Annotated in this window: 29 protein-coding genes; 16 read left to right on the forward strand and 13 right to left on the reverse strand. The window is 63.7% G+C overall.

Annotated elements, in window-relative coordinates:
• The first annotated feature begins 84 nt into the window (after nucleotides 1-84).
• Together adk and AWB65_RS01105 are read left to right on the forward strand one after the other, a co-directional pair.
• Nucleotides 85-747 carry an adenylate kinase gene (adk, locus tag AWB65_RS01100; protein ID WP_087665379.1) on the forward strand — a complete coding sequence of 221 codons (663 nt, stop codon included), beginning with the start codon at nucleotides 85-87 and terminating at the stop codon, nucleotides 745-747.
• A gap of 109 nt (nucleotides 748-856) precedes the next feature.
• Entirely contained in the window at nucleotides 857-1,615 is a 759-nt protein-coding gene (locus AWB65_RS01105) for a 3-hydroxyacyl-CoA dehydrogenase (RefSeq protein ID WP_087665380.1), read from the forward strand.
• Nucleotides 1,616-1,672: 57 nt separating this feature from the next.
• On the opposite strand, the gene AWB65_RS01110 is transcribed toward AWB65_RS01105, so the two are convergent.
• Nucleotides 1,673-2,518 carry a SirB1 family protein gene (locus tag AWB65_RS01110; RefSeq protein ID WP_087658111.1) on the reverse strand — a complete coding sequence of 282 codons (846 nt, stop codon included), beginning with the start codon at nucleotides 2,516-2,518 and terminating at the stop codon, nucleotides 1,673-1,675.
• Nucleotides 2,518-4,068: a murein biosynthesis integral membrane protein MurJ gene (gene murJ, locus AWB65_RS01115; protein ID WP_087665381.1), complete on the reverse strand. Its 1,551-nt coding sequence runs from the start codon at nucleotides 4,066-4,068 to the stop codon at nucleotides 2,518-2,520. The genes AWB65_RS01110 and murJ overlap by 1 nt, the downstream gene beginning before the upstream one ends.
• A gap of 338 nt (nucleotides 4,069-4,406) precedes the next feature.
• Here murJ and rpsT point away from each other — a divergent pair, with 338 nt between their 5' ends.
• Nucleotides 4,407-4,688 (forward strand): 30S ribosomal protein S20, encoded by a 282-nt coding sequence (gene rpsT, locus AWB65_RS01120; RefSeq protein ID WP_087658113.1) that lies wholly within the window; start codon nucleotides 4,407-4,409, stop codon nucleotides 4,686-4,688.
• 149 nt (nucleotides 4,689-4,837) lie between these two features.
• On the opposite strand, the gene AWB65_RS01125 is transcribed toward rpsT, so the two are convergent.
• Entirely contained in the window at nucleotides 4,838-5,170 is a 333-nt protein-coding gene (locus AWB65_RS01125; protein ID WP_087658114.1) for a DUF3579 domain-containing protein, read from the reverse strand.
• Nucleotides 5,171-5,631: 461 nt separating this feature from the next.
• Between AWB65_RS01125 and argF the strand changes: the two genes are divergently transcribed.
• Nucleotides 5,632-6,561, forward strand: coding sequence for an ornithine carbamoyltransferase (argF, locus tag AWB65_RS01130; protein ID WP_087665680.1), 930 nt, complete (start codon nucleotides 5,632-5,634; stop codon nucleotides 6,559-6,561).
• Between the two features lie 130 nt (nucleotides 6,562-6,691).
• Nucleotides 6,692-7,921: an argininosuccinate synthase gene (locus tag AWB65_RS01135; RefSeq protein WP_087665382.1), complete on the forward strand. Its 1,230-nt coding sequence runs from the start codon at nucleotides 6,692-6,694 to the stop codon at nucleotides 7,919-7,921.
• A gap of 67 nt (nucleotides 7,922-7,988) precedes the next feature.
• Here the strand turns inward: AWB65_RS01135 and murB are convergent, their stop codons facing one another.
• Complete coding sequence (gene murB / locus AWB65_RS01140) at nucleotides 7,989-9,005, reverse strand: UDP-N-acetylmuramate dehydrogenase (protein ID WP_087665383.1); 1,017 nt, start codon at nucleotides 9,003-9,005, stop codon at nucleotides 7,989-7,991.
• A gap of 130 nt (nucleotides 9,006-9,135) precedes the next feature.
• Between murB and AWB65_RS01145 the strand changes: the two genes are divergently transcribed.
• Nucleotides 9,136-9,621: a YajQ family cyclic di-GMP-binding protein gene (locus AWB65_RS01145; protein ID WP_087658118.1), complete on the forward strand. Its 486-nt coding sequence runs from the start codon at nucleotides 9,136-9,138 to the stop codon at nucleotides 9,619-9,621.
• Nucleotides 9,622-9,665: 44 nt separating this feature from the next.
• Here the strand turns inward: AWB65_RS01145 and plsY are convergent, their stop codons facing one another.
• From plsY to queG, 5 genes are all read right to left on the reverse strand, one after another.
• The gene (gene plsY / locus AWB65_RS01150) at nucleotides 9,666-10,289 is read right to left on the reverse strand and encodes a glycerol-3-phosphate 1-O-acyltransferase PlsY (RefSeq protein ID WP_087665384.1); all 624 of its coding nucleotides are present in this window, start codon (nucleotides 10,287-10,289) and stop codon (nucleotides 9,666-9,668) included.
• A gap of 43 nt (nucleotides 10,290-10,332) precedes the next feature.
• A complete protein-coding gene (gene ybaK, locus AWB65_RS01155; protein WP_087665681.1) occupies nucleotides 10,333-10,824 on the reverse strand; it encodes a Cys-tRNA(Pro) deacylase in 492 nt (163 codons plus the stop codon).
• A gap of 108 nt (nucleotides 10,825-10,932) precedes the next feature.
• The gene (gene xerD / locus AWB65_RS01160) at nucleotides 10,933-11,871 is read right to left on the reverse strand and encodes a site-specific tyrosine recombinase XerD (protein ID WP_087665385.1); all 939 of its coding nucleotides are present in this window, start codon (nucleotides 11,869-11,871) and stop codon (nucleotides 10,933-10,935) included.
• A gap of 2 nt (nucleotides 11,872-11,873) precedes the next feature.
• A complete protein-coding gene (locus tag AWB65_RS01165; protein WP_087665386.1) occupies nucleotides 11,874-12,353 on the reverse strand; it encodes a methylated-DNA--[protein]-cysteine S-methyltransferase in 480 nt (159 codons plus the stop codon).
• 4 nt (nucleotides 12,354-12,357) lie between these two features.
• The gene (gene queG, locus AWB65_RS01170) at nucleotides 12,358-13,611 is read right to left on the reverse strand and encodes a tRNA epoxyqueuosine(34) reductase QueG (protein ID WP_087665387.1); all 1,254 of its coding nucleotides are present in this window, start codon (nucleotides 13,609-13,611) and stop codon (nucleotides 12,358-12,360) included.
• An 18-nt stretch (nucleotides 13,612-13,629) separates the two neighbouring features.
• Here queG and tsaE point away from each other — a divergent pair, with 18 nt between their 5' ends.
• Together tsaE and AWB65_RS01180 are read left to right on the forward strand one after the other, a co-directional pair.
• On the forward strand, nucleotides 13,630-14,193 hold the full coding sequence (gene tsaE, locus AWB65_RS01175; RefSeq protein WP_087665388.1) for a tRNA (adenosine(37)-N6)-threonylcarbamoyltransferase complex ATPase subunit type 1 TsaE: 564 nt from the start codon (nucleotides 13,630-13,632) through the stop codon (nucleotides 14,191-14,193).
• Nucleotides 14,175-15,710 carry an N-acetylmuramoyl-L-alanine amidase gene (locus tag AWB65_RS01180; protein WP_087665389.1) on the forward strand — a complete coding sequence of 512 codons (1,536 nt, stop codon included), beginning with the start codon at nucleotides 14,175-14,177 and terminating at the stop codon, nucleotides 15,708-15,710. The genes tsaE and AWB65_RS01180 overlap by 19 nt, the downstream gene beginning before the upstream one ends.
• Nucleotides 15,711-15,722: 12 nt before the next feature.
• Here AWB65_RS01180 and AWB65_RS01185 read toward each other — a convergent pair whose 3' ends face one another.
• Complete coding sequence (locus AWB65_RS01185; protein ID WP_087665390.1) at nucleotides 15,723-16,604, reverse strand: EamA family transporter; 882 nt, start codon at nucleotides 16,602-16,604, stop codon at nucleotides 15,723-15,725.
• A gap of 117 nt (nucleotides 16,605-16,721) precedes the next feature.
• Nucleotides 16,722-16,991 (reverse strand): hypothetical protein, encoded by a 270-nt coding sequence (locus AWB65_RS01190; protein WP_087665682.1) that lies wholly within the window; start codon nucleotides 16,989-16,991, stop codon nucleotides 16,722-16,724.
• Nucleotides 16,992-17,160: 169 nt separating this feature from the next.
• Here AWB65_RS01190 and AWB65_RS01195 point away from each other — a divergent pair, with 169 nt between their 5' ends.
• Both AWB65_RS01195 and trxA read left to right on the forward strand, forming a co-directional pair.
• Complete coding sequence (locus AWB65_RS01195; protein ID WP_087665391.1) at nucleotides 17,161-18,060, forward strand: pirin family protein; 900 nt, start codon at nucleotides 17,161-17,163, stop codon at nucleotides 18,058-18,060.
• Between the two features lie 88 nt (nucleotides 18,061-18,148).
• A complete protein-coding gene (trxA, locus tag AWB65_RS01200) occupies nucleotides 18,149-18,997 on the forward strand; it encodes a thioredoxin (protein WP_087665392.1) in 849 nt (282 codons plus the stop codon).
• A 90-nt stretch (nucleotides 18,998-19,087) separates the two neighbouring features.
• Here the strand turns inward: trxA and tcdA are convergent, their stop codons facing one another.
• The gene (gene tcdA / locus AWB65_RS01205) at nucleotides 19,088-19,951 is read right to left on the reverse strand and encodes a tRNA cyclic N6-threonylcarbamoyladenosine(37) synthase TcdA (RefSeq protein ID WP_087665393.1); all 864 of its coding nucleotides are present in this window, start codon (nucleotides 19,949-19,951) and stop codon (nucleotides 19,088-19,090) included.
• Nucleotides 19,952-20,173: 222 nt separating this feature from the next.
• Here tcdA and pdxH point away from each other — a divergent pair, with 222 nt between their 5' ends.
• The 4 genes from pdxH (at nucleotide 20,174) to AWB65_RS01225 (ending at nucleotide 23,916) form a co-directional block, all read left to right on the forward strand.
• Nucleotides 20,174-20,815, forward strand: a complete 642-nt coding sequence (gene pdxH, locus AWB65_RS01210) for a pyridoxamine 5'-phosphate oxidase (RefSeq protein WP_087665394.1) — start codon at nucleotides 20,174-20,176, stop codon at nucleotides 20,813-20,815.
• Nucleotides 20,816-20,990: 175 nt separating this feature from the next.
• The gene (locus tag AWB65_RS01215) at nucleotides 20,991-22,205 is read left to right on the forward strand and encodes a class I SAM-dependent methyltransferase (protein WP_087665395.1); all 1,215 of its coding nucleotides are present in this window, start codon (nucleotides 20,991-20,993) and stop codon (nucleotides 22,203-22,205) included.
• A 38-nt stretch (nucleotides 22,206-22,243) separates the two neighbouring features.
• Nucleotides 22,244-23,239 carry a DUF72 domain-containing protein gene (locus AWB65_RS01220; protein ID WP_235007466.1) on the forward strand — a complete coding sequence of 332 codons (996 nt, stop codon included), beginning with the start codon at nucleotides 22,244-22,246 and terminating at the stop codon, nucleotides 23,237-23,239.
• 164 nt (nucleotides 23,240-23,403) lie between these two features.
• The gene (locus AWB65_RS01225; RefSeq protein ID WP_087665397.1) at nucleotides 23,404-23,916 is read left to right on the forward strand and encodes a flavin reductase family protein; all 513 of its coding nucleotides are present in this window, start codon (nucleotides 23,404-23,406) and stop codon (nucleotides 23,914-23,916) included.
• Here the strand turns inward: AWB65_RS01225 and AWB65_RS01230 are convergent, their stop codons facing one another.
• A complete protein-coding gene (locus AWB65_RS01230) occupies nucleotides 23,917-24,408 on the reverse strand; it encodes an Lrp/AsnC family transcriptional regulator (RefSeq protein WP_087658133.1) in 492 nt (163 codons plus the stop codon).
• Between the two features lie 135 nt (nucleotides 24,409-24,543).
• Between AWB65_RS01230 and kynB the strand changes: the two genes are divergently transcribed.
• Nucleotides 24,544-25,173 carry an arylformamidase gene (kynB, locus tag AWB65_RS01235; RefSeq protein ID WP_087665398.1) on the forward strand — a complete coding sequence of 210 codons (630 nt, stop codon included), beginning with the start codon at nucleotides 24,544-24,546 and terminating at the stop codon, nucleotides 25,171-25,173.
• Nucleotides 25,174-25,204: 31 nt separating this feature from the next.
• Nucleotides 25,205-26,455 carry a kynureninase gene (kynU, locus tag AWB65_RS01240; protein WP_087665399.1) on the forward strand — a complete coding sequence of 417 codons (1,251 nt, stop codon included), beginning with the start codon at nucleotides 25,205-25,207 and terminating at the stop codon, nucleotides 26,453-26,455.
• Nucleotide 26,456 lies beyond the last annotated feature (1 nt).

The following is a 26,456-nucleotide window of genomic DNA, read 5'->3' on the forward strand; positions in this document are numbered from 1 at the left end:
GTTCCCGACGCCGCACGAGCGTGCATCGCCGGATGCTACTTAAGCCTCGCGGCGCAGGTTTCAAATCGATTCGGAGATATCACCATGCGGTTGATCCTGTTGGGCGCGCCCGGCGCGGGCAAGGGCACCCAGGCAAATTTCATCAAGGAAAAGTTCGGCATTCCGCAGATCTCGACGGGCGACATGCTGCGCGCCGCCGTCAAGGCCGGCTCGCCGCTCGGCGTCGAAGCAAAGCGCTTCATGGACGCCGGCGAACTCGTTCCGGACACGCTCATCATCAATCTCGTGAAGGAACGCCTGCAGCAGCCGGACTGCGCGAACGGCTATCTGTTCGACGGTTTCCCGCGCACGCTGCCGCAAGCCGAAGCGATGAAGGACGCGGGCGTCGCGATCGACTACGTGCTCGAAATCGATGTTCCGTTCGACGAAATCATCCTGCGAATGAGCGGCCGTCGCGTGCATGCGGCATCGGGTCGCACGTATCACGTCAAGTTCAATCCGCCGAAGAGCGACATGCTCGACGACATTACCGGCGAACCGCTGATCCAGCGCGACGACGACAAGGAAGAGACCGTGAAGAAGCGGCTCGACGTGTACGTCGCGCAGACGAAGCCGCTCATCGAGTACTACAACACGTGGGCGCAACACGGCGACGCGAGCGGGCTGAAGGCGCCGGCGTATCGCAAGATTTCGGGCCTCGGCACCGTCGACGATATCCGCGCGCGCGTGTTCGAAGCGTTGAAGTAAACGCGCTCGCTGCCTTCTCGAAACCCGCTCACCCGTGAGCGGGTTTTTTCGTTAACGGCGCAGCGGCTACAATCGACCGGCTAAAAAACACAGACACAAGGAGTGAGACATGGAGATTCAAGGCAACGTTTTTCTGATCACCGGCGGCGCGTCGGGACTCGGCGCGGCGACCGCGCGGCTCGTGACCGAACACGGCGGCAAGGCCGTCCTCGCCGACATGAACGAAGCGGCAGGCGAGGCGCTCGCGAAGGAACTCGGCGGCGTCTTCGTCAAATGCGACGTGAGCCAGGAAGGCGACGGCCAGCGCGCCGTCGAAGCCGCAACGCAACTCGGCACGCTGCGCGGACTCGTAAACTGCGCGGGGGTCGCGCCGGCATCGAAAACGGTCGGGCGCGACGGCCCGCACCCGCTTGACCTGTTCGCGAAGACCGTCGCGGTCAACCTCATCGGCACGTTCAACATGATCCGGCTCGCGGCGACGGCAATGTCGAAGAACGAGCCGAACGCGATCGGCGAACGCGGCGTGATCGTAAGCACGGCATCGGTCGCGGCGTTCGACGGGCAGGTCGGCCAGGCGGCCTATGCGGCATCGAAGAGCGGCGTCGCGGGCATGACGCTGCCGATCGCGCGCGACCTCTCACGCAACGCGATCCGCGTGATGACGATCGCGCCCGGCATCTTCGAGACGCCGATGCTGCTCGGCATGCCGCAGGACGTGCAGGACGCGCTCGGCGCGATGGTGCCGTTTCCGCCGCGCCTCGGGAAGCCGGCGGAGTTCGCGATGCTCGTCAAGCAGATCTTCGATAACCCGATGCTCAACGGCGAAGTGATTCGTCTCGATGGCGCGATCCGGATGCAGCCGAAGTAACGCGTTTCCGAGACGCTTAAAGAAAAAACGGCGGCTTTTTTACGAGGCCGCCGTTGTTCAATCGCCGTTGTGCTGGGTTCGCTGCCGCAACTCGTGCAGTTCGGTTTCGACGACCGTCGCGTCTTCCGCGTCGGGTCGATCGTCGAGATATCGCTGCAAATCCTCCAGCGCCGGCCGCAGGTAATCGAGCCGCGCATACGCAAAACCACGATCGCGCACTTCTTCGATACTCTCCGGCAGCAAGATGACGAGCCGCTGCTGCACCGCCAGCAGCCGCTGCCAGCGTTCCGTCTGCAAATAGACGCTCTTCAGGTTGCGCAGCATCCGCGCGACGATTTCCCGCCGCGTCGCCGGCTGCAGCAGCATGCGCAGCGCGCTCCCGAGCGATTCGCCGACGCGCTGCACGTACGGCTCCAGCATCTCCACCATCTGCGATTCGGACAGCGAGTGGCCGGTGGTCGGATCGAGCATCACGTCGCCGTCGGGCGTCGTCACGCGCAGCAGGAAATGTCCCGGAAACGACACGCCGCGTACCGGAATTCCGAGTTGCTCCGCCATCTCCAGATACACGACCGCCAGCGAAATCGGAATTCCGCGTCGGCGCTTCAGCACGATGTTGATGTGACTGTTGTCGGGATCGTAATAGTCGTTGAGGTTGCTCGTGAAGCCGAGCTCGCGGAAAAAATAGCGATTGAGCACGCCGACTTTCTGCTTGATGTCGGCGTCGTCGGGCATGCGGCGGCGCACGCGCACGACGAGTTCATCGACCTCGGCCAGCACGCCCTGCATGTCGAGATCGGGATAGGCGTCCTGCGCGAGCGACAAAGCCGATTCAGTGAGCGGAAAACTCTCGTCTTCCGCCACGAGCGAGCTGAAATAGTCGAGGATGCGCGTTGTCGTCATCAAAGCGTTCGCCTTCGGAAATACGCGTATTTGAAGCCCATCGCGGAGAGCATACCGAAATATAGCGCGGCAAACAGGACGAGGCTCGCTCCGAGCAGCGCAATTCGTTCAAGCGGCGCGGCGCGCATGCCGATCCAGTCGAAATTCGCGGACACCCAACGCATCACGCCCGCGAGCACGAGACACGCGCCCAGCAACTGCGCGAAAAAGCGCGTCCATCCGGCGGACGGCTGGTAGATCCCGCGCTTTCGCAAGCCGATGAAAAGCAGCATCGCGTTGGCGAGCGCGCCGAGCCCGATCGACAGCGTCAGGCCTGCGTGCGAGAAGATCGGCACGAAGATGTAATTGCTGACCTGCGTCATGATCAGCACGCCAATCGCGATCTTCACCGGCGTCTTGATGTCCTGCTTCGCGTAGAAGCCGGGCGCGAGAATCTTGATCAGGATCAAGCCGACCAGCCCGATGCCATACGCCGAAAGCGCACGCGACACCATCACGACGGAATTCGCATCGAATTTGCCGTAGTGGAATAGCGTCGCGGTAAGCGGCTGGGCGAAGAAAAACAGCGCGACGGCGCTCGGCGCGGCCAGCAGGAAGGTGATGCGCAGGCCCCAGTCGAGGAGCGCCGAGTACTCGACGGGATTGGCATCGACGTGCGCTTTCGAGAGGCTCGGCAGCAAAATCGTACCGAGCGCCGCACCGAGGAGCGCGGTCGGGAATTCCATCAGGCGGTCGGCGTAGTTGATCCACGAGACGGCACCCTGCCCGATCTGCGACGCGATATTCGTATTGATGATGAGGCTCAATTGCCCGACCGAGACGGCGAACGTCGCCGGCACCATCTTCGCGAGCACGCGCTTCACGCCCGGATGCCGCAGCGCGCGAAAGAAATTCAGCCCGATGCGCGGGATCATGTCGATTTTCTTCAACCCCGGCAGCTGCACGAGAAACTGCAGCAACCCGCCGACGATCACCGCGTACGCCAGCGCGAACACCGGCACTTTCAGGTGCGGCGCGACGAACACGGCCGCCGCGATGAACGCCACGTTCAGCAGTACCGGCGCAAATGCCGGCAGCGAAAACTGCTTGTACGTATTGAGCACGCCGGACGCGAGCGTCGTCAGCGAGATGAAAATGATGTACGGAAACATGATCCGCGTCATCGATACCGCGAGGACGTAGGCCTGTCCGTCGTGCTTCAGGCCGGACGCGACCGCGAACACGACCCACGACGCCCCCGCCACGCCCGCCATCGACAGCACGGCGAGGCCCCAGGCAAGCACGGTCGACATCGCGTCGACGAGGGCCTTGGTCGGATCGTGGCCTTCGCTGTTCTTGAACTCGGCGAGGATCGGGACGAAGGCTTGCGCGAACGCGCCTTCGGCCGACAACCGCCGCAGCAGATTCGGAATTCGGAAGGCGACGTAGAATGCGTCGGTGTATTGGCTGGCGCCGAAGGCTCGGGCAATCAGCGTTTCGCGGACCAGGCCGGTCACGCGCGACAGCAGCGTGAAGCCGCTGACCGTCAAGAGGGCGCGGAATAGATTCATGGGGCGCTTATTATACGGGCGGCGCTCGGACCATTCCGATTGGCGGGATACAAAGGCGCCTTTGGGTCTGCTCCTGGTTTGCCTGTAGGGAAGCATCCGCTCAATCCAAACTTGTCACATCTCGTATTTCATTGCTATAATTGCCGGTTTCGAAGCTCCGCAAAGGCAGCTTCACGTCTTTTTTCGACGATTTTTGTGCTCGCGGGCAATCGTTCCCGTGAGTTCTGATCAAATGCAGCGCGTAGGAAACCCTCGTCTGGCCTGCGGCCAGAGCAGTAGCGGGAGGGCTGAACACTCGCTGAAACAAGTAAACAGCAGGAACAGGATAAGGAACCGTCATGGCAAATACCGCACAAGCTCGCAAGCGCGCCCGTCAGGCCGCCAAAGCCAACTCACACAACTCGGCACTGCGCTCGAAGTTCCGCACCGCCATCAAGGCAGTTCGCAAGGCAATCGATGCCGGCGACCAAGCCAAGGCTGCTGAACTGTACAAGACGTCGGTCAAGACGATCGACATCATCGCCGACAAGAAAATCGTTCACAAGAACAAGGCCGCTCGTCACAAGAGCCGCCTGGCTGCAGCCATCAAGGGTCTGCAGGCTCCCGCCGCAGCTCAGTAATTCCGGCTCGCTGCCGGCTGGATCGGCCGCCTTCGCAGGCGGCATCGGCATCCGGTCGGCTGCTGCTTCCTGTTTCCGCTGCTGCAGCACACAAAAAAGCCCGCTTTCGCGGGCTTTTTTGCTGTCTGACGCATTCGTTTCCGTCGATCTCAGCCCTGCTTCGTCTGCGTGCCGTGATGCGCCGGCAATTCGCACGCCTCGGTGACCAGCAGGTCGTTGTCCTTCGCGAAGTTCAGGACGAAATCGAAAGCCATCGGCTCGATATCGCGCAGACGTGAGTCGAGGATTACGGTCTTCACGTCGCCCAGCAGCGTCGGACGCACGTACACGGAATATTGCAGGCGGGCATTCGGCCCCCTCGCTCCCGGACCGAACGCCGACATCACGCCGCAAAGACGCTCGCACCAGTCGCTTGGCCGAAAAGTCTTTCCGTTCTTGGTGACGCCTTGAATGAAATACTCGGTTGGGGTCGCTTCGGCCATGTAGGAATACCTGTTTGACGGCCGGCTGAGGCGCCGGCGTACGCGCATGCGTGACGCGTGAGCCGCATCGGCTGAACGGCGTCGAATACGGCTTTCGCGGTGTTGAATCGTGCTCTGACTTCCCGGCCGGCTTCAGGATTCGACCGTGACGATCGATCGTGAAACCTGCGTGTCACACGCGATTTTCGCGCGGCCAATTGCGCCTGCGAACGCGCGTTGAAAGCGGCCAGATGTTGCGGATCTGTCAAAAAAACCATCGGGATTATACCGTAGCGCCCCCTCTCCCGCAGTGCACACAAAATGCTGGATGCTCATCCGGAGCGCCGCTCGGCCGCGCCCGCTGGCCGTTTAGCCAACTCGTCAAACGTTGCGAAATCCTTTATGCTCAAAAGTGATACCACCAACGACGGCGGCGCCGTCCGGCTCATTTCGGGCCGGGTCGAAGCCGCCGTATGCGTTTCATGACCGCCAAAAAAATTCGCCACTATCTGCAGTTCAAGGATTTTTCGCTCGACGATTACGACTACGTGCTCGAACGCGCGCGCATCCTGAAGCGCAAGTTCAAGAACTACGAGACGTATCACCCGCTGCACGACCGCACGCTCGCGATGATCTTCGAAAAGAATTCGACGCGCACGCGTCTTTCGTTCGAAGCCGGCATCTTCCAGCTCGGCGGCCACGCGGTGTTTCTCAGCACGCGCGACACGCAGCTCGGACGCGGCGAGCCGATCGAGGACGCCGCGCAAGTCGTCTCGCGCATGGTCGACATCATCATGATCCGCACGTTCGGCCAGGAGATCATCGAGCGTTTCGCCGAGAATTCGCGCGTGCCGGTCATTAACGGTCTGACGAACGAATATCACCCGTGTCAGGTGCTCGCCGACATCTTCACGTTCTACGAGCATCGCGGGCCGATTCAAGGAAAGACCGTCGCGTGGGTTGGCGACGCGAACAACATGCTCTACACGTGGATCGAGGCGGCGCAGATCCTCGGATTCAAGCTGCGTCTGTCCACGCCGCCGGGCTACAAGCTCGATCGCGCGCTGGTCTCGGCGGATAGCGCGCCGTTCTACGAAGAGTTCGACGATCCGAACGAAGCGTGCGCCGGTGCCGATCTCGTCACCACGGACGTCTGGACCAGCATGGGCTTCGAAGCCGAGAACGAGGCGCGCAAGAAGGCGTTCGCCGACTGGTGCGTCGACGCAGAGATGATGGCGCGCGCCAACGCCGACGCGCTCTTCATGCACTGCCTGCCCGCGCATCGCGGCGAGGAAGTGAGCGCGGAAGTGATCGACGGACCGCAGAGCGTCGTCTGGGACGAGGCGGAGAACCGTCTGCACGTCCAGAAAGCGCTGATGGAATATCTGCTGCTCGGCAAGCTCAACCACTGAGCGAGCGCACGAGCGTTCACCCGCCGCGTCATCCCGAAAATCCGGAAACGCGGCGTTTTGATGTCAAAATAGGGGTTTCCCGCGCGTTTGCGATGCCGGCGCGCCCTGTCTACAGCCACACGAGTTCACCATGAGCGATATCAAGAAAGTCGTGCTCGCCTATTCGGGCGGCCTCGACACCTCCGTCATCCTGAAATGGTTGCAGGACAACTACGACGCCGAAGTCATCACGTTCACGGCCGACATCGGCCAGGGCGAGGAACTCGAGCCGGCGCGCAAGAAGGCGCTGCAACTCGGCATCAAGCAGGAGAACATCTTCATCGAAGACCTACGTGAAGAGTTCGTCCGCGATTTCGTGTTCCCGATGTTCCGCGCGAACACGATCTACGAAGGCGAGTATCTGCTGGGCACGTCGATCGCGCGTCCGCTGATCGCGAAGCGCCAGATCGAGATCGCGCGCGCGAGCGGCGCCGAAGCCGTGTCGCACGGCGCCACCGGCAAGGGCAACGACCAGGTGCGCTTCGAGCTCGGTTATTACGGGCTGGAGCCGGGCATCAAGGTGATCGCGCCTTGGCGCGAATGGGACCTGCTGTCGCGTGAAAAGCTGCTCGCCTATGCCGAAAAGGCCGGCATTCCGATCGAAATGAAGCACAAGCAGGGCGGCGCGCCGTATTCGATGGACGCGAACCTGCTGCATATTTCGTTTGAAGGCCGTCACCTTGAAGATCCGAAAGCGGAAGCGGAAGCTGACATGTGGCGCTGGACCGTGGCGCCGGAAGACGCGCCGGACCAGCCGGAATATCTCGATATCGAATTCGAACGCGGCGATCCGGTTGCGCTGAACGGCAAGCGGCTGTCGGCGGCGGACATGCTGACGGAGCTGAACCGGCTCGGCGGCAAGCACGGCATCGGGAGGCTGGATCTCGTTGAAAACCGCTACGTCGGCATGAAATCGCGCGGCTGTTATGAAACGCCGGGCGGAACGATCATGCTGAAGGCGCATCGCGGGATCGAGTCAATCACGCTCGACCGCGAAGTCGCGCACCTGAAGGACGACCTGATGCCGCGCTACGCGTCGCTGATCTATAACGGCTACTGGTGGAGCCCGGAGCGCCGCGCGCTGCAGGTTCTGATCGATCACACGCAGGAGAAAGTCAACGGCTGGACGCGCGTGAAGCTGTACAAGGGCAGCGTGTCGGTGGTGGCGCGCGATTCGAAGGAAACGCTGTTCGACAAGAACATTGCTACTTTTGATGATGACGGCGGTGCGTACAACCAGGCCGATGCCGGCGGATTCATCAAGCTCAATGCGCTGCGGATGCGGATTGCAGAAAATGCGCGTCGCAAGCGGGGTGGCTGATTTGTAGGTGCTTGTGCGAAAAACCCGCCGAATCGGCGGGTTTTTTGTTGGTTGGACGTGAGCGTCTTTAAAGACAAACCGGCTCCGCCTCCAACTCGACACCGAAACGCTCGAACACGTCGCGCCGAATCGCATCCGCGAGTTCGAGCACTTGCGCGCCTGTCGCGCCGCCTCGATTCACGAGCACGAGCGCCTGACGATCGTGCACCGCCGCGCCGCCGATCGCGCGCCCTTTCCAGCCGCAGCGGTCGATCAGCCAGCCCGCCGCCAGCTTGGCCGATCCATCCGGCTGCCGATACGATGCGACTTCAGGCTCGCGCGCCCTCAGCGCGTCGAAGGCTTCAGCGCTCACCACCGGATTCTTGAAGAAACTTCCCGCGTTGCCAAGCACTTTCCAGTCCGGCAGCTTCGCGCGGCGCACGGCGATGACCGCATCGAAGATCGCCTGCGCGTCGTGCTTGCCCGAATTTTCGAGCGCGCGTGCGACGTCGGCGTAATCGGCGCGCGGCATCCACGCTTTCGGCAGTCGGAACACCACCGACGTGATCAGAAACCGCCCGCGCCCTGCCCGCTTGAAAAAGCTGTCGCGGTAGCCGAAAGCGCACGCCTCGCGATCGAACTCGTGCGCCTCGCCCGTCGCCAGTTCGATCGCTCGCAGGCGCTCGAAGCGCTCTCCCATTTCGAGGCCGTACGCGCCGATATTCTGGATCGGCGCCGCGCCGACCGTGCCGGGGATCAGCGCGAGGTTTTCGAGTCCCGGCATGCCAGCGGCCAGCGTCCACGCGACGAAGTCATGCCAGTTCTCGCCCGCGCCCGCTTCGACGAAACAGGCGTCGTCGTCTTGCGCGATCAGCCGTTTGCCGAGCATCCCGACCAGTAACGCGACGCCGTCGAAATCGCGCGTCAGCACGACGTTGCTGCCACCGCCGAGCACCAGTTGCGGCAGCTTCGCGATGCGCGCATCGCCCGCGAGCGCCGCCACCTGCGCTTCGCTTTCGAGCGTCATTGCGAAGCGCGCGCGCACGTCGAAGCCGAACGTGTTGTGCGCGCGAAGCGGGTAGTCGGCGATAAGGGGCTGGGACATGAATAACCGCGTGGGGAAAAGAGGCGTCCTTGGGAAAATCGGGACGGCGTCGGTAGAATGATGACCGGTCCGTAATTATAGCGAGAGCGCACCTGCGGCCCGCGCCTCGCCTCAACGAAGGGGAATACAGATGCCATCGTTTGACGTCGTCAGCGAAGCAAACATGATCGAGGTAAAGAACGCGCTCGAGCAGTCGAACAAGGAAATTGCCACGCGCTTCGACTTCAAGGGTTCCGACGCGCGCGTCGAGCAAAAGGAACGCGAACTGACGCTCTACGCCGACGACGATTTCAAGCTCGGCCAGGTCAAGGACGTGCTGCTCTCGAAGCTCGCCAAGCGCAACGTGGACGTGCGTTTTCTGGAATACGGCAAGATCGAGAAGATCGGCGGCGACAAGCTCAAGCAGGTCGTCACGATCAAGAAAGGCGTGACAGGCGATCTGGCGAAGAAAATCGTCAAGCTCGTGAAGGACAGCAAGATCAAGGTCCAGGCGAGCATTCAGGGCGACGCGGTACGCGTGGCGGGCACCAAGCGCGACGACCTGCAAAGCACCATCGCGATGCTCAGAAAGGATGTCACCGACACGCCGCTCGACTTCAACAATTTCCGCGATTGACGCGCCGGCCCTAAAAGCATCAAGCCGCCCTCGGGCGGCTTGAATCATTCCGCAGCCTGAGCCGCGCGTTTCTTCTCGCCGATCCGGCTTTCCTGCCCGTTCAGCAGCTTCGAAATATTCCCGCGATGCCGCCAGATCAAAAGCGCGCTCATCGCGGCGACCGCGATCGAAATTCGGCTCGGCCCAAACAAGAAAACTTGGAAGAAAGGTGCGAAAACCGCCGCCACGAGCGCCGCGAGCGACGAATAGCGGAAAAAGAACGCGATAATGAGCCACGTAAGCAGCGTGGCGAGCCCGAGCACCGGATGGATCGCGAGCAGCACGCCGGCCGCGGTCGCGACGCCCTTGCCGCCCTGGAACCGGAAGAAGACCGGATACAGATGGCCGAGAAACACGGCGATCGCGGCAAGCGCGATCGCCGTGCCGTCGAGCCCGAAGCGCGCGCCGAAATGCACGACGAACCACACCGGCAGCCAGCCCTTGAACGCGTCGCCGAGGAGCGTCAGGACGGCCGCGAGCTTGTTGCCGGTGCGCAGGACGTTGGTCGCGCCGGGGTTGCCCGAGCCGTACGAGCGAGGATCGGCGAGGCCCATCGCGTGGCTCACGACGACCGCAAACGAAATCGAGCCGATCAGGTAAGCAACAACGGCAACGATCAGATTGTTCATGGATTCAGCTCAGTCATTCAACGGTTCGAAAGTGGCGCGCATTTTAATCGACGCTCGCGCACTGCACGGGTTTCGCGTGCAGCAGTTCGGTCAGCACCGATGGCCTGATGCTGACCAGATAGCCGCGACGCCCGCCGTTCAGGTAGATCGTATCGAGATCGAGAATGCTCGATTCGACGTACACCGGCATCGCCTTCTTCGTGCCGAACGGCGACGTGCCACCGACCAGAAACCCCGAATGCCGGTTCGCCACCTCCGGCTTGCACGGCTCGATGCGCTTCGCGCCCGTCTGCCGCGCGAGATTTTTCGTCGAGACGGTGCGGTCGCCGTGCATCAGCACGATCAGCGGTTTCGCGTGCTCGTCTTCCATGACGAGCGTCTTGATCACGCGATGTTCGTCGACACCAAGCTGGCGCGCCGATTCCTCGGTGCCGCCATGTTCGACGTACTCATACGGATGCTCGCCGAATTCGATCTTGTTGCGCCGCAGGAACTGCGTCGCGGGCGTTTCGGACACGTGTTTGGCCTTGGACATGTGCGCATTGTAGCGGCGCCGATCCGCGCTCACCATCGGCCGAACGGTCTATTGCGGGCGTCGCCGCGAGCGTGGCACGATCGTTCGCAGACGAGTTCGAGAAGCGATTCACCCGCGCGGATGATGCTGCTGGTGCAAGGTGCGCAGGCGTTCGCGCGCAACGTGCGTGTAAATCTGCGTCGTGGAGATATCAGAGTGGCCGAGCAGCATCTGCACGACGCGCAAATCCGCACCGTGGTTGAGCAAGTGCGTGGCGAACGCGTGCCGCAACGTGTGCGGCGAGAGCGGCGCGGTCACGCCGCCGACGAGCGCGTGCCGCTTGATGATGTTCCAGAACTGCTGGCGTGTCATGCCCTCGCCGCGCGCGGTGACGAAGAGCGCATCGGCGGCGCGGGCGCCGAGCAGCGCCGGCCGCGACTCGCGCAGATACCGCTCGATCCAGCCGTGCGCCGTCTGCCCGAACGGCACGAGGCGCTCCTTCGAACCCTTGCCCATCACGCGGAGGACGCCGTCGTTCAGGCTGATCTCGACCGTCTTCAGCGTGACGAGTTCAGTCACGCGCAGGCCGCTCGCGTACATCAGCTCGAGCATCGTGCGGTCGCGCAGGCCGAGCGCCGTCTCGACGTCGGGCGCGTGCAGCAACGCTTCGACTTGCGCTTCGTTGAGCGTCTTGGGAAAGCGCGGCGGCTGTTTCGCGGAACGCAGCTTCAGCGTGGGATCTGCGATCGCGCGATGCTCGCGGATCGCCCAGCCGTAGTAGCGGCGGAAGACCGACAGACGCCGGTTCGCCGAAGTCGCCTTGTCGCCGCGACGCGCGGCCAAGTAGGCGTTCAGGTCGGCTTCGGTGACGGTATCGATCGTGCCGCCGCGCGTCTTCGCGAGCCAGTCGGCGAAGAGCGTGAGGTCGCGGCGGTACGCTTCGAGCGTGTTCGCAGCTAGGCCGTGTTCGAGCCACAGCGCGTCGCAAAAATGGTCGATCGACGTGTTGCTCGCGATGAATTCGGGTGCCTGGGGCGGTTCAGTGAGGTCGGTGAGTTCGGTGCTCATGCTCATGCTCGTGCGATCAGTACGCCTTCATGCGCCAGAAGCCAGCGCTTGACGTCGGTGAAAAAATTGTCGCCGGCGTGATGCGCGAATCCGCCGAGGCCGCTCGCCGCCACCACGCGATGACACGGCACCACGATCGGCAGCGGATTCGACCCGCACGCCTGCCCGACCGCGCGCGGCACGCTGCCGATCGACTGCGCGAGCTGCCCATAGGTCCAGACGTCGCCTGGCGGGATGCTGCTGATCGCGCGCCACACGCGGCGCTGGAACGCCGTGCCGCGCGAGGCGAGCGGCAAGTCGAAATGCATCGAAGGATCGTCGAAATAGCGGTGGATCTGCTCGGCGGCGGCCTGCGCGAGCGGCGTGTCCGGCTCGACGCAATGCGCCGACAGCGGCAAATAGACGATTTCGCGCACGGTCGAACCGTCGGTCCGGATGCCGACCTTGCCGAACGGCGCATCGATTATCGCGTTGAATGTCATCGCATCATTCTCCGGGAGTTTCACCGTAGCGGAGCGCCCATTCGACATGTTCGCGCACGACCGGCGACGGATCATCGGCGCGCGCCTGAAGCGCATCGATGATCCGCGCGCGCTCGTCGTCCCCGATTTCGGCGCGGAGCGCGTTGCCCATCGCCACCGCGATATTGCGCAACCACCGCTCGTGACCGATGCGCCGGATCGCGCTGCCCTGCATCCTGACATCGAAGTCGTCCGCGTTCCAGCGGAACAACTCGACGAGCGACGCGCGGTCGAGCCCATGCCGCACGTCGAAGTCGGCGACCGGCGCGGCCTGCGCGAACTTGTTCCACGGACACACGAGCTGACAGTCATCGCAGCCGTACACGCGGTTGCCGATCAGCGGCCGCAAGTCCTCGGGAATGCTGCCTTTCAGCTCGATCGTCAGGTACGAGATGCAGCGCCGCGCATCCACCCGATACGGCCCGACGATGGCGCCGGTCGGGCACGCCGCGATGCAGCGCGTGCACTGGCCGCAGTGGGCGCCGTCGTGTTCCGGAGCGTTCTGCGCGTTCGTCACGGCATCGGGCGGCAGCGGAATATCGACGTAGATCTCGCCGAGGAAGAAAAGCGACCCGGCATCGCGTTGCAACAGCAGCGTGTGCTTGCCGCGCCAGCCGACGCCCGCTTTCTGCGCCAGCGCGACTTCGAGCACCGGCGCCGAATCCGTAAAAGCGCGATAGCCGAAGCCGCCGATCTCGCCTTCGATCCGCTCCGCGAGTTGCTGCAGCCGGTTGCGCATGACCTTGTGATAGTCGCGTCCGCGCGCATAGATCGAGACCACCGCGGCCGTCGGATCGGCGAGTCGCGACCACTCGATCGCGCGCCAGTCGTTGCGCTGACCGTCGGCTGTCATGACGCTTTCGTCGCCTGTGAGACCAAGTGTAGAAGCCGGCAAGTAGGCAATGCGGGCCGTGATGACGCGTCGCGTGCCGGCCACAAGCTCGGCCGGCCTCGCGCGTTTCATGCCATGTTTCGCCATATAATCCATTTCGCCGTGATAGCCTGCTTCGAGCCATGAAGCCAGGCCTTCTTCGGCATCCGTCAGGTCGGCGTCGCTGATGCCGACTGCACCGAACCCCAGCTCGCGCCCCCACGTCTTGATGCGTTGCGCGAGTTCCGCCAGCGCGGCTTCATCGTGGATATCGAAGGCGCGCGAGTCAGCGGCGGCGTTCCCGGACGCGGTCGTGACTTCCATGGAGTGTTCCGGCAATCGGTTCATCACGACATTTTACGAGCAATGCCCGCAGCCCAAGCACGATCGACGCCTACCCTTCCCGCCGCTCAGCTCGAACGCCGCTTCGAACTGCCGGACGAAGACGCGACGCTCGCCTTCGGACAACGCTTCGCGCAGGCACTCGACTCGTTGCGAGCGAAATCCGAAGCATCGCAATCCATTCATAACGAACGTTTCACCGGCCTGCAGGTCCAGTTGATCGGCGACCTCGGCGCGGGGAAGACCACGCTCGTGCGCGCGACGCTACGCGCGCTCGGTCATGAAGGACGCGTGCGCAGCCCGACCTACACGCTCGTCGAGCCTTATTCGCTCGACACGAAGTCCGGGCCGCTCGATGTCTATCACTTCGATCTCTACCGCTTCGCCGATCCCGCGGAGTGGGCCGACGCCGGCTTTCGCGAGTATTTCGATCGCGGCGCGGTGTGTCTCGTCGAATGGCCGCAGCAGGCGGGCGGCCTGCTTGGTGTGCCCGATCTCGAGTTCGCGCTGGAAATCGAGGGAGAAGGCCGCGTTCTGATTGCGCGGGCGTTTAGCGATACAGGAAAGACATGTCTCGAAAGATGTTGATCAAGCCGTTCCATTCGATCGAATCGACGGCGACCGCCTCGCACAACTGGCGCCGCCGGCAAGTGCTGCGCGCGGGCGTCTCGACGATCGCGCTCGCGCTCGTCGCCCCGCGTCTCGCGCACGCGAGTTCCGTGCTCGGCGTGCGCGTCTGGCCCGCGCGCGACTACACGCGCGTGACGATCGAATCCGATCAGCCGCTGCAGAACAACCAGCAATTGCTGCAAGGGCCGGACCGGCTCGTCGTCGACCTGAACGGGATCGATCTCGATCAGGAGCTGAGGGATCTCGTCTCGAAGATCACGCCGAACGATCCGCAGATCCAGGCCGTGCGCATCGGGCAGTATCAACCGCACGTCGTGCGCATGGTGTTCGACCTGAAAGGCTCCGTGAAGCCGCAGGTGTTCACGCTGACGCCGATCGGCAGCTACAAGTACCGGCTCGTGTTCGACCTGTATCCGGCCGTCGCTCCCGATCCGCTGATGGAACTGCTCGCGCAATCCGAGCGCAAGCAGGAAGCCTTCGACAAGACCAACCCGAATCCGAACCCGCCGCCCGCTACCCTGAGCGGCCCGACGACGGCGCCCAAGCCGCTCGCGCAGGACAACTCCGACGATTTTTTCCAGAAGTACGCGGACAGCGCCGATCTGCCGCGCGCGCCGGTCGCGTCCATCCCGCCGATACCGTCGCCCGCGCCGCGGCCGACGGTGAAACCGGCCGTGCCGCTCGCGCCGCCGCTCGCGAAAAAAGAGGACGACGACGACAACTACGCGTTCTCCGCGCCCAAGTCGAACAGCAAGCCGGGCACGACGCGCCTGCTCACCGTCGCGATCGATCCGGGCCACGGCGGCGAAGACCCCGGCGCGATCGGCGGCAACGGCACGTACGAGAAGCACATCGCGCTCGATATCGCGAAGAAACTGCGCGCGAAGATCGACGCCCAGCCGAACATGCGCGCGATGATGACCCGCGACGCCGACTTCTTCGTCCCGCTCAACGTGCGCGTGCAAAAGGCGCGGCGCGTCGGCGCGGACCTCTTCGTCTCGATCCACGCCGACGCGTTCACCACGCCCGACGCGCGCGGCTCGTCGGTGTTCGCGCTGTCGGACCACGGCGCGTCGAGCGCGGCCGCGCGCTGGCTCGCGAACAAGGAAAACGAGTCGGACTCGATCGGCGGGATCAACGTGCGCACGCAGGACGTCAGCGTGAACCGCGCGCTTTTCGACATGTCGACGACCGCGCAGATCCGCGATTCGATGCGCTACGGCAATTTCGTGCTGAACGAGATCGGCGGGATCAACAAGCTGCACAAGGGATCGGTGGAACAGGCGGGATTCGCCGTGCTGAAGGCGCCCGACATTCCGTCGATCCTCGTCGAGACCGCGTTCATCAGCAACCCGGACGAGGAATCGCGCCTGAACGACGACGCCTATCGCGACAAGATGGCGAACGCGATCATGAAGGGCATCAAGCGCTATTTCGCGGCGAACCCGCCGCTGGCGAAGAACCGGATGACGTGAAGCTGAAGCGTTCTAGCGCGCCGCCGCCAGCCGCTCGACGATCCATCCGCCGAATACGTTCACGGCAAGTCCAGCCATCACGAGCGCGGCGCCGGCAATCTGCATCGGCGTGAGCGCCTCGCCGAGCAATAGCGCCGCCGACGCCAGCCCAATGATCGGCACCAGCAGCGAAAACGGCGCCACCTGGTTCGCCGGGTAGCGCGCCAGCAACTTGCCCCACAGGCTGTAGCCGATCAGCGTCGCGACGAACGCCAGATAGGCGATCGCGAAAATCGAGAGCATCGGGATCGAGCGCAGGCTCGATTCGATCTTCTCCGGACCCTCGAAAATCCACGACAGCGCGAAGAACGGCAGCGGCGGAATCAGGCTCCCCCACACCACGAGCGACACCAGATCGACCTTGCCCATACGCTTGGTCACCACATTGCCGAGCGCCCACATCGAGGCGGCGACGAGCGTGAACATGAAGCCGGCGAAGGTCATCGCGTGGCCGCCCTGCATGCCGATCAGTGCGAGTCCGCACGCGGCGATCACAAGTCCGGCGAGGTTCGACGCGCGAATGCGTTCGTGCAGCAGGATCGCGGCGAAGATCATCGTGAAGAACGCCTGCGCCTGCAGGACGAGCGACGCCAGCCCGGCGGGCATCCCGACATACATCGCATAAAAGAGAAAAGCGAACTGGCCGAGCGAAATCGACAGGCCGTAGGCCAACAGCCAGAAGAGCGGCACATTCGGGCGCTTGACGAAGAACACCGCCGGGATCGCGGCGAGGGTGAAGCGCAGCGCGCCGAGGAGCATCGGCGGAACACCGTGCAGACCGACCTTGATCACGACGAAATTCACGCCCCAGGCGAGAATCACAACTAAAGCAAGCAGCAAATCCCTCGGCGACATCGCCAGCTCCGTTTCTTAGGCCTTTTCGGAAACGGCAGTTTAACGGAGGTCTTTGCAGCCGGCTTGTCTGAAACTGCGCCGACGCCCGCTCAAAGCGGACGTCCGCGCGGACCTTTCTTACTTACTCTGGCCGTTCTCCGTCCCGGCGGCGCCGCCAGCGGTAGTCTGATCAGGCGTCTTCTTGCCCGTCGACGACGTATGGCTGCTCGTGTGGTGCTTCTTCGACTTGTGCTTCGAGGTCATGCCAGTAGCCGAGTCGTCCTGCGACGGGCCGGCGGTCGGCGCGGCCGTCGCGTTCGACGAGTTGCCCGACGAGGTCTGCGCCATCGCGCCGGTAGCTGCGAAAAGGCCAGCGGTCAAAGCGATCAAAAGCGTGCTCTTGCTCATTTTGAAACTCCTTTCAAATTGCTCATTGATGCTGCAAGCGGTAGAGAAACAGCTCAAATCGAACACCGCGCGACCCACCGCGCGGGAAAGCGTGAACGGCGCGGACGCTGCGCCCTGCGGAACCGCCCAGTAGAATCGATCATTCCAGGACTCGAACGCGGCGGACCCCATGTCTTCGACCATCAACGTGCTTTTGAAGCCTCATCAACACGACGTCGGCGGTCTCACGGTGCGGCGCGTGCTGCCGGCGCTTGCCGTGCGGACCGTCGGTCCGTTCATCTTTTTCGACCACATCGGACCCGCAACGCTCGTGCCCGGCGCGGGTCTCGACGTGCGTCCGCATCCGCATATCGGCTTGGCAACCGTTACCTATCTCTTCGACGGCGCGATCATGCATCGTGACAGCGTAGGCTCCGTGCAGAAAATCGTCCCCGGCGACGTCAACTGGATGACCGCAGGCCGCGGCATCGTCCATTCGGAACGCACGCCCGACGAGGAGCGCGCGTCCGGCCAGTCGATGCACGGCGTCCAGACGTGGGTCGCGCTGCCCGTCGCCGACGAGGAGGTCGAGCCGTCGTTCGAGCATCATCCGGGCGCGACGCTGCCGCAGATCGAACGCGACGGCGTCACGCTGCGCGTGATCGCCGGCAGCGCGTTCGGCGAGACGGCGCCGACCACCACGTTCTGCGCGACGCTCTACGTCGCCGCCCATTTCGGCGCCGACGCGGAAATCACGCTCGACACCGAGCACGAAGAGCGCGGCGTGTATCTCGTCGAAGGCGACCTGACGATCGACGGCGTGCCGCTTCCCGGCCAGCAGATGGCGGTGCTGACGCCGGGCGTCGCGGCGACGCTCGCGAGCGCGAACGGCGCGATCGCGATGCTGCTCGGCGGCGCGGCGCTCGACGGGAAACGCTTCATAGAATGGAATTTCGTGTCGAGCTCGCGCGAGAAGATCGAAGCGGCGAAGCTCGCGTGGAGTGAGCAGCGCATGGGCCATGTGCCCGGCGAAACCGAATTCATCCCGCTGCCGCCACCGCGCCGCGAGGACAAGGCGCCGGAGGCGTAGCCCGGGCGCGAGGACGTGAATATTGAGAAACGCGTGACACGCCCCCACATAGGCGTGAATCAATGCGCCAAGGATCAAGGAGAACATCATGGATACGACCATCGCCACCTTCGAGAACGACGTCATCAACGCATCGATGCTCGCGCCGGTACTCGTCGATTTCTGGGCCCCGTGGTGCGGCCCGTGCAAGACGCTCGGCCCGATGCTTGAGCGGCTGGAGGCCGAAGCCGCTGGCAAGTGGAAACTCGTGAAGGTAAATGTCGATGAAAATCAGGAACTTGCGCAGCACTTTCAGGTGCGCAGCATTCCGCATGTGATCGCGTTCGCGGACGGCCAGGCCGTCGATCAGTTCATCGGCGTGCTGCCGGAAGGCCAGTTGCGCGAGTTCCTCGACAAGCTCGTCCCCGACGGCGCGGACGCCGAGCGCCGCGCCGCGCATGCCGCGTGGGAAGCGGGCAACAAGGACGAGGCGATCGATCTGCTCAAGACCGCGCTCGCGATCGACCCCGGTTTCGACGAAGCGCGGCTCGACCTGATCGGCTGGCTCCTGGCGGAACAGCGCATCGACGAGGCGCGCGAGGAAGACAAGCTGCTGTCGCCGAAGACGACGCAGGGCATCGACGCGCGCTACAACGCGCTGAAAACCGAGCTCGACGCCGCCGATGCCGCCGCCGACCTCCCTCCCGCCGACGCGCTGATCGACGCGGTCAACCAGAATCCCGACGATCTCGAAGCGCGTTTCGCGCTGGCGAACCGGCTGATCGCCGGGCGCGACTACGCGGGCGCGCTGGAGCATCTGCTGGCGATCGTCGTGCGCGACCGCAGCTTCATGGACGACGTCGGGCGCAAAACGATGCTGTCGGTTTTCGAACTGGCCGCGCATCAGCCAGAAGTGGTTTCGCAATGGCGGCGTAAATTGAGTGCGGCGATGAATTAACAGACGCCTTTCAAATCAATTATTCGATGCTTTTAAAATTGAAAACGGCCGGCCTTTAAAAAGCCGGCCGTTTTTTTGGAAGCGATTTCTTTAAGCTTTTTTCGCCAGATCGCGTAAAACGTACGCGACCGCGGCAAATCCGAAAGACGCCGTCACACAGACACTCGATCCAAAACCCGCGCAGTTCAATCCGACCGGTCCCGCGTAGCCCGGCGCCGTCTCCAGATGCTCGGCGTCCTCGCTGATATCGCACGCCGGCGCTTCCGGATAGATCAGCGGCTCGTCGGAATACACGGCGCTCACCTTGAACTTCGACTTCGGCCCGCGCGGAAAGCCGTGCAGCTTGCGCAACTGGCCGCGCACTTTCGAGAGCAGCGGGTCCTGGATCGTCTGCGCGAGATCGTCGATGCGGATGCGCGTCGGGTCGAGCTGACCGCCCGCGCCGCCAACCGTGATCAGCGGCTGGCGCCGCTCCACGCACCACGCGATCAGCGCGGTCTTGGTGCGCACGCTGTCGATCGCGTCGATCACGTAATCGAAGCCGCCGCCAAGGACCGCATCGAAGTTCGCCGGCTCCACGAAATCCTCCACCTGACGCACGTCGCACGCCGGGTCGATCAGCCGGATGCGCTCGGCCATCGCGTCGACTTTGGCCTTTCCGTAGTTGCCGTCGAGGGCGTGGATCTGCCGGTTCGTGTTGCTTTCCGCGATGTTGTCGAGGTCGATCAGCGTGATCGCGCCGACCGCGCTGCGCGCCAGCGCCTCGGCCGCCCACGAGCCCACGCCGCCGATGCCGATCACCGCGACGTGCGCACGTTCGAACGCGGCGAGCGCGGGTGCGCCATATAGCCGCGCGATGCCGCCGAAGCGCCGCGCACGATCGGCTTCCGTGTCGGCGTGTCGAGCAGACTCGGGCGATGCGGAGTTAAGATTGGAATCAGATGTGGCGGTCATAGTGCTCGAAGATAGAGGCGCTTTCCTGAGACAAACTTAAGCGAACGATGCTCAATGACAACGATAGCGAGCATTGTCTGCAGGATTTCATTGGATTGCGTATTCTGCCTTATCGATCGATTATCGTTCGATGCGCGGGCGGTCATGAAACCGTGACCCTGATCAAAAGCACGAACGGCTGCCCTTGGATATACTGGTGCGACTGCAGCGTTTGCTTAAAAAATGACGACTCTCGCCGATCTTCGTAAGAGTTATACCCTCGGCTCGCTCGACGTAGCCGATGTCGATTCGAATCCGGTTCGCCAGTTCGAAACGTGGTTCGCGCAGGCGCTCGATGCGAAGCTGCCCGAACCGAATGCCATGACACTCGCCACTGTCGATACGCGCGGCCGCCCTTCGGCACGCATCGTCCTGATCAAGGGCGCCGACGAGCGCGGGTTCGTCTTCTTCACCAATTACGAAAGCCGCAAGGGTCGCGAACTCGCCGACAATCCTGCTGCGAGCCTGCTGTTCCACTGGATCGAACTCGAACGCCAGGTGCGCATCGAGGGCTCCGTCGTCAAGACGAGCGCCGCAGAGAGCGACGCGTACTACGTGTCGCGGCCGCTCGGATCGCGCATCGGCGCCTGGGCGTCGGAGCAGAGTCAGGTGCTTGAAAGCCGCGCGGCGCTCGAAGCCCGCGAGCGCGAACTGATCGCGCAATACGGCGACAACCCACCGCGCCCCCCGCACTGGGGCGGCTACCGGCTCGTCCCCGTCACCATCGAATTCTGGCAAGGCCGTCCTTCACGGTTGCACGACCGTATCGTGTACACACGCGAACGCGCGGGCGGCGAATGGAGCATCGTCCGGCTCGCGCCTTGACGACGCTTCGCCCCGCGTAGAACGCGCGGACCATGAAGTGGCATGCGCGCGCCGGCCTCGGGCGGCCGGAGCGCGCGTGTCCCGTTGACCACATGGAGCGTGTGAAAGCAGCACCGCAGGACGAACATGAAATGCGAGCCTTCCCTTAATTTCATCTAAGCGCGGAGAAACAAGCATGTTCTGGGAGAAGAAGCTGACGCAGTGGGTGCAGGACGTTCGGGACCAGGCGAACCTTCCGGCGCGTCTTGTGCTGTGGGACGGCCAGCAGCACGACTTCGGAATTTTCGCCGCGCCGCAGGTCACGCTGCACGTGAGAAGCGCGACCGCGCTGCCCTATCTGCTGGAACCCAGTCTCGACAACCTCGGTGAGGCCTACATCAAGGGCAAGATCGACATCGAAGGCAAGCTGTCGGACATCATCAACATCGGTTATTCGCTCGCCAAGAGCACCGTCACCAACGCGAGCAAGCTCGCCCGCGTGCGACGCTACTTCCAGCACTCGAAGGCGTCGGACAGGAAGGCGATCCAGTATCACTACGACGTGTCCAACGAGTTCTACGAGTTGTGGCTCGACCGGAACATGCTCTATTCATGCGCGTATTTCGAAAACGGCGACGAAGACCTCGACACCGCGCAGCTCAAGAAAATCGACCACATTCTCACGAAGATCCATTTGCAGCCGGGCCAGCGCCTGCTCGATATCGGCTGCGGCTGGGGCGCGCTCGTGATCCGCGCGGCGCAGAAGTTCGGTGCGAAGTGCGTTGGCGTGACACTCTCGCAGAACCAGTTCGATCTCGCGACCCGGCGTGTGAAGGAGGCCGGGCTCGAAGGCCAGGTAGAGATCCGCCTGCAGGATTATCGCGATGTCGATGGCACGTTCGACCGCATCACGAGCGTCGGCATGTTCGAGCACGTCGGGCGCAAGAATCTGCCGGTGTACTTCGGCAAGATCCGCGATCTGCTGACCGACGACGGCATCGCGATGAACCACGGCATCACGTCCACCGATGCGGACAGCGGCGAGACCGCTTACGGCGCCGGCGAATTCATCGATCGCTATGTGTTTCCGGATGGCGAACTGCCGCACATCGGTCTTGCACTCGAATCGCTGCAGCGCGGCGGGCTGGAAGCGGTCGACGTCGAGAGCTTGCGGCGGCACTACGCACGCACGCTCGGCTGCTGGGCGGAGCGTTTCGAGGCGAACGCGGGGGAGGCGAAGCAACTCGTCGACGATGAAAAATTCCGCATCTGGCGGGTGTATCTCGCGGGCTGCGCGTATGCGTTCGAGAACGACGACGTGTCGATCTACCAGATCGTGTGCCGCAAGGCGGGACGCAGCGCGCAGACGCTGCCGTGGTCGCGCCGTTACATGTACGAGAAGGCGCTCTGAACGCGACGGTTCCAGGGCTTTTCCCCGACGATGACGACTTGTTCGGCGCATCGGGAGCGCCAGCACGAAAAAACCCGCGCGGCGTGCTGCCCGCGCCCGTCGCGCCCGAACTCGCCGCCCTCGCGCAACGCCTGCCCGCTGCCGTGCATCTCGGGACATCGACGTGGTCATTTCCGGGGTGGCGCGGCATCGTCTACGGCGACGATTATCCGAACGCCAAACTCTCCCGCGACGGCCTGAACGCCTACGGCGCGCATCCGCTGTTGCGCAGCGTCTCGATCGACCGCTCGTTCTACGCGCCGCTCCCGCTCGCCGACTACGCGCGCTACGCGGCACAAGTACCCGCCGATTTCCGTTTCATCGTGAAGGCGCCTGCCGCCGTGACCGATGCCGTCGTGCGCGGCGAGCGAGGCGTCCCAGCCGGCGACAATCCTGCGTTCCTGAACGCACAGATCGCCATCGACGAATTCGTGCGGCCATGCATCGACGGACTGGGCGCGAAGGCCGGCGCGCTCGTATTCCAGTTCTCGCCGCTGCCGGACGCGCTGATCGTCGAGCCGGCACTGTTCGTCGACCGGCTCGCGGAATTCCTGCGCGCGCTGCCGCCGCTCGAAGGCGAAACCTGCTATGCGGTCGAATTGCGCGACGCCGTGATGCTCACGCCGCGCTTCATCCGCGCGCTGCGTGACGCGAAAGTGCGCTACTGCATCGGCGTGCACGCACGGATGCCGGCGATCGAACGGCAGGCGAAGGCGCTCGCGCTCCTCGACGAAGACGGCCTCGGACCGCTGATCATGCGCTGGAGCCTGCACAGCGGCTTCAAGTACGAGCAGGCGAAGGCGAAGTACGAGCCCTTCGACAAACTCGTCGACGAAGATCCCGACACGCGGCAAGCGCTGGCCGAACTGGCCGCGCGCTACGTGTTCGCGGGTCAGCCGGTGGTGGTCGCGGTGAACAACAAGGCGGAAGGCTCGGCGCCGCTCACCTGCTTCGAACTCGCGCGCGAGATCGCGGCGTCATGCGAGCGGCGGTGAAAACCGCGCCGTTTTCGTTGCATCGACTCGGGCGAGAGTGAACTTTATTGAGACGATTCCGCTAGAATCGAAAGAATTCGCCCATTTTTAAATGACTTCAGCACAGTCCTTCCGACTCATGCGCGACGCGCGGCCGGTCCGGTAGCACACGACACACTCGCCCGATGAAACGCGCCAAATCCCCGAATTTCGATCCTGCCGCCTTTCGCGGCGCGTTGAGCCAGTTCGCCACCGGCGTAACCGTCATCACGACGCGCGCGGCGTCCGGCCAGTTGATCGGCATCACTGCCAGTTCCTTCAATTCGGTCTCGCTCGATCCGCCGCTCGTCTTGTGGAGCCTCGCGACCAAATCGGCGTCCATGCCGGTGTTTCAGGCGAACAGCCACTACGTGGTGAACGTGCTGGCGGCGTCGCAGATCGACTTGTGCAAGCGCTTCGCGACGGTCAAGGGCGACCGCTTCGCCGGCGTTTCGCACGCAGCGGGCGACACCGGCATGCCCGTGCTCGACGGCGCCCTCGCGTGGTTCGAATGCCACAACCGCAGCCGCTATCAGGAAGGCGACCACGTGATTTTCGTCGGCGAGGTGGAGCGCTGCGGCGTGCACGAGGACGCCGCCAACATCGCGCCGCTTGTGTTTCACTCGGGCGCGTTCCACACGCTGCGATCGGTCGAATAACTACGGACGCGGCTGTTCGATCAACGCAACGGGCACGCCGCCTTCGTCCTTCATCGTTTGCAGGACGATATTCGAGCGGATGTCGATCACGCCCGGCGCCTTGTACAGCTTGCTCAGGATGAAATCCGAATAGTGCTTGAGGTTGTGCGCGAGCACGCGCAGCACGTAATGCGTGTCGCCCGTCACCACGAACGCGCTCACCACCTCCGGCCACTCCCGCACCGCGGACGCGAACGTCTCGTGCCAGTTTTCCTGGTCGTTGCGCATCGACACGTGGACGAACGCCTCCAGTTCGATGCCAAGCCGCTCGCGATCCAGACACGCGCGATAGCTCGCGATCACTCCCTCTTCTTCCAGCAGCCGCATCCGCCGCAGACACGCGGACGGCGAGAGCGAGATGCGCTCCGCCAGATCCAGGTTGCTGATCCTTCCGTCTTCCTGCAGCACAGACAAAATACGGCAATCCGTTGCATCGAGCGTGAACCCAGTCATTTTTTAGTCTCCCTGGCCCGTTTCATCGAATTATGTTCTAAGACGGGCGGTTTTGGGTGGTTATTTCGCAAGCACTTTTCAGGGCATGGCGACTATGATTTGACGCATACCCACACTTTCCGCCAAGCCCCGCCGATGACACCTCTCTGGGACATTTCCCCTCCGATTCGCCCCGAAACGCCGGTCTGGCCCGGCGACACGCCGGTCGACATCGAGCGCGTGTGGCGCATGGAAGCGGGTTCGCCCGTGAACGTCGCGCGGCTGACGCTCTCGCCGCACACCGGCGCGCACGCCGACGCCCCGCTGCACTACGACGCCGACGGCGCGCCGATCGGCGAAGTCGCGCTCGACACCTATATCGGCCGATGCCGCGTGATTCACTGCATCGGCACGAAGCCGGTCGTGACGCCCGAGCAAATCGCCGATTTTCTCGCCGACGCCCCGCCGCGCGTGCTCCTGCGCACCTATGCGCAGGCGCCGCTCGACGCCTGGGACCCGGATTTTTGCGCCGTCGCGCCGGAAACCGTCGATTTGCTGGCGGCAAGCGGCGTGCGGCTAATCGGCATCGATACGCCGTCGCTCGATCCGCAGGAATCGAAGACCATGGCCGCGCACCGCCGCATCCGCGCGCATCGGATGGCGATTCTCGAAGGCCTCGTGCTCGATGCGATCGCCCCAGGCGAATACGAACTGATCGCGCTGCCGCTGAAATTCGCCACGCTCGACGCGAGCCCCGTGCGCGCGGTCCTGCGTCCGCTTTCCTGATTTTCTATAGTGCAATCAACCGGATATCAAGATGAACCATCGTGACGATGCAGCGGCGCTCGACCGCGACGACCCGCTTCGCGCCCTGCGCGACCAGTTCGCGCTCGGCCGCGACGTAATCTACCTCGACGGCAACTCGCTCGGTGTGCCGCCGAAAGCCGCCGCCGCGCGCGCCGCCGCCGTGATCGCCGACGAATGGGGCGACGGCCTGATCCGAAGCTGGAACACGGCCGGCTGGTTCGCGCTGCCCAAGCGCCTCGGCAACAAGCTCGCGCCGCTGATCGGTGCGGGCGCGGACGAAGTCGTGGTCACCGATACGATTTCGAGCAACCTCTTCAAGCTGCTGTCGGCGGCGTTGCGGCTCGCCAACGAACGCGACCCGAAACGCCGCGTAATCGTCTCCGAGCGCTCGAATTTCCCGACCGACCTCTACATCGCGCAAGGTTTGATCGAGCAACTGGACCGCGGCTACGAGTTGCGCCTCGTCGACGATCCCGCCGAACTCGCCACCGCGATCGACGAAAACACCGCGCTCGCGATGATCACGCACGTCAACTACCGCACCGGCTACATGCACGACATGGCGGCCGTCACGCAACTGATCCACCGCGCGGGTGCGCTCGCCGTGTGGGACCTGGCGCACTCGGCGGGCGCGGTGCCGGTCGACCTGAACGGCGTCGGAGCAGATTACGCGGTCGGATGCACGTACAAATATCTGAACGGCGGGCCGGGTTCGCCCGCGTTCGTCTGGGTGCCGAAGCGCCATCAGAACGCGTTTTCGCAGCCGCTTTCGGGCTGGTGGGGCCACAAGAAGCCTTTCGAGATGAGCCCGTCGTACCGTCCGGACGACGGCATCGGACGATTCCTGTGCGGCACGCAGCCGGTGATTTCGATGGCGCTCGTCGAATGCGGGCTCGACGTCTTCCTGCAAACCGACATGGCGACGCTGCGGCGCAAGTCGCTCGCTCTGAGCGATCTGTTCATCAAGCTCGTGGAAGAACGCTGTGGCAAGTTTCCGCTCACGCTCGTCACGCCGCGCGAGCACGGCCAGCGCGGCTCGCAGGCGAGTTTCGAGCATCCGGACGGCTATGAGGTCATGCAGGCGCTGATCGCGCGCGGCGTGATCGGCGACTATCGCGAGCCGCGCGTGCTGCGGTTCGGCTTCACGCCGCTCTACACGCGATACGTCGATGTCTGGGACGCGGTCGAAGTCCTGCGCGACGTGCTCGAAACCGAGGCGTGGCGCGCGCCCGAATTCGCCGAACGCGGCGCCGTGACCTGAG

Origin of the sequence: Caballeronia humi (assembly GCF_001544475.1) — a bacterium.
GTDB classification, from domain to species: domain Bacteria; phylum Pseudomonadota; class Gammaproteobacteria; order Burkholderiales; family Burkholderiaceae; genus Caballeronia; species Caballeronia humi.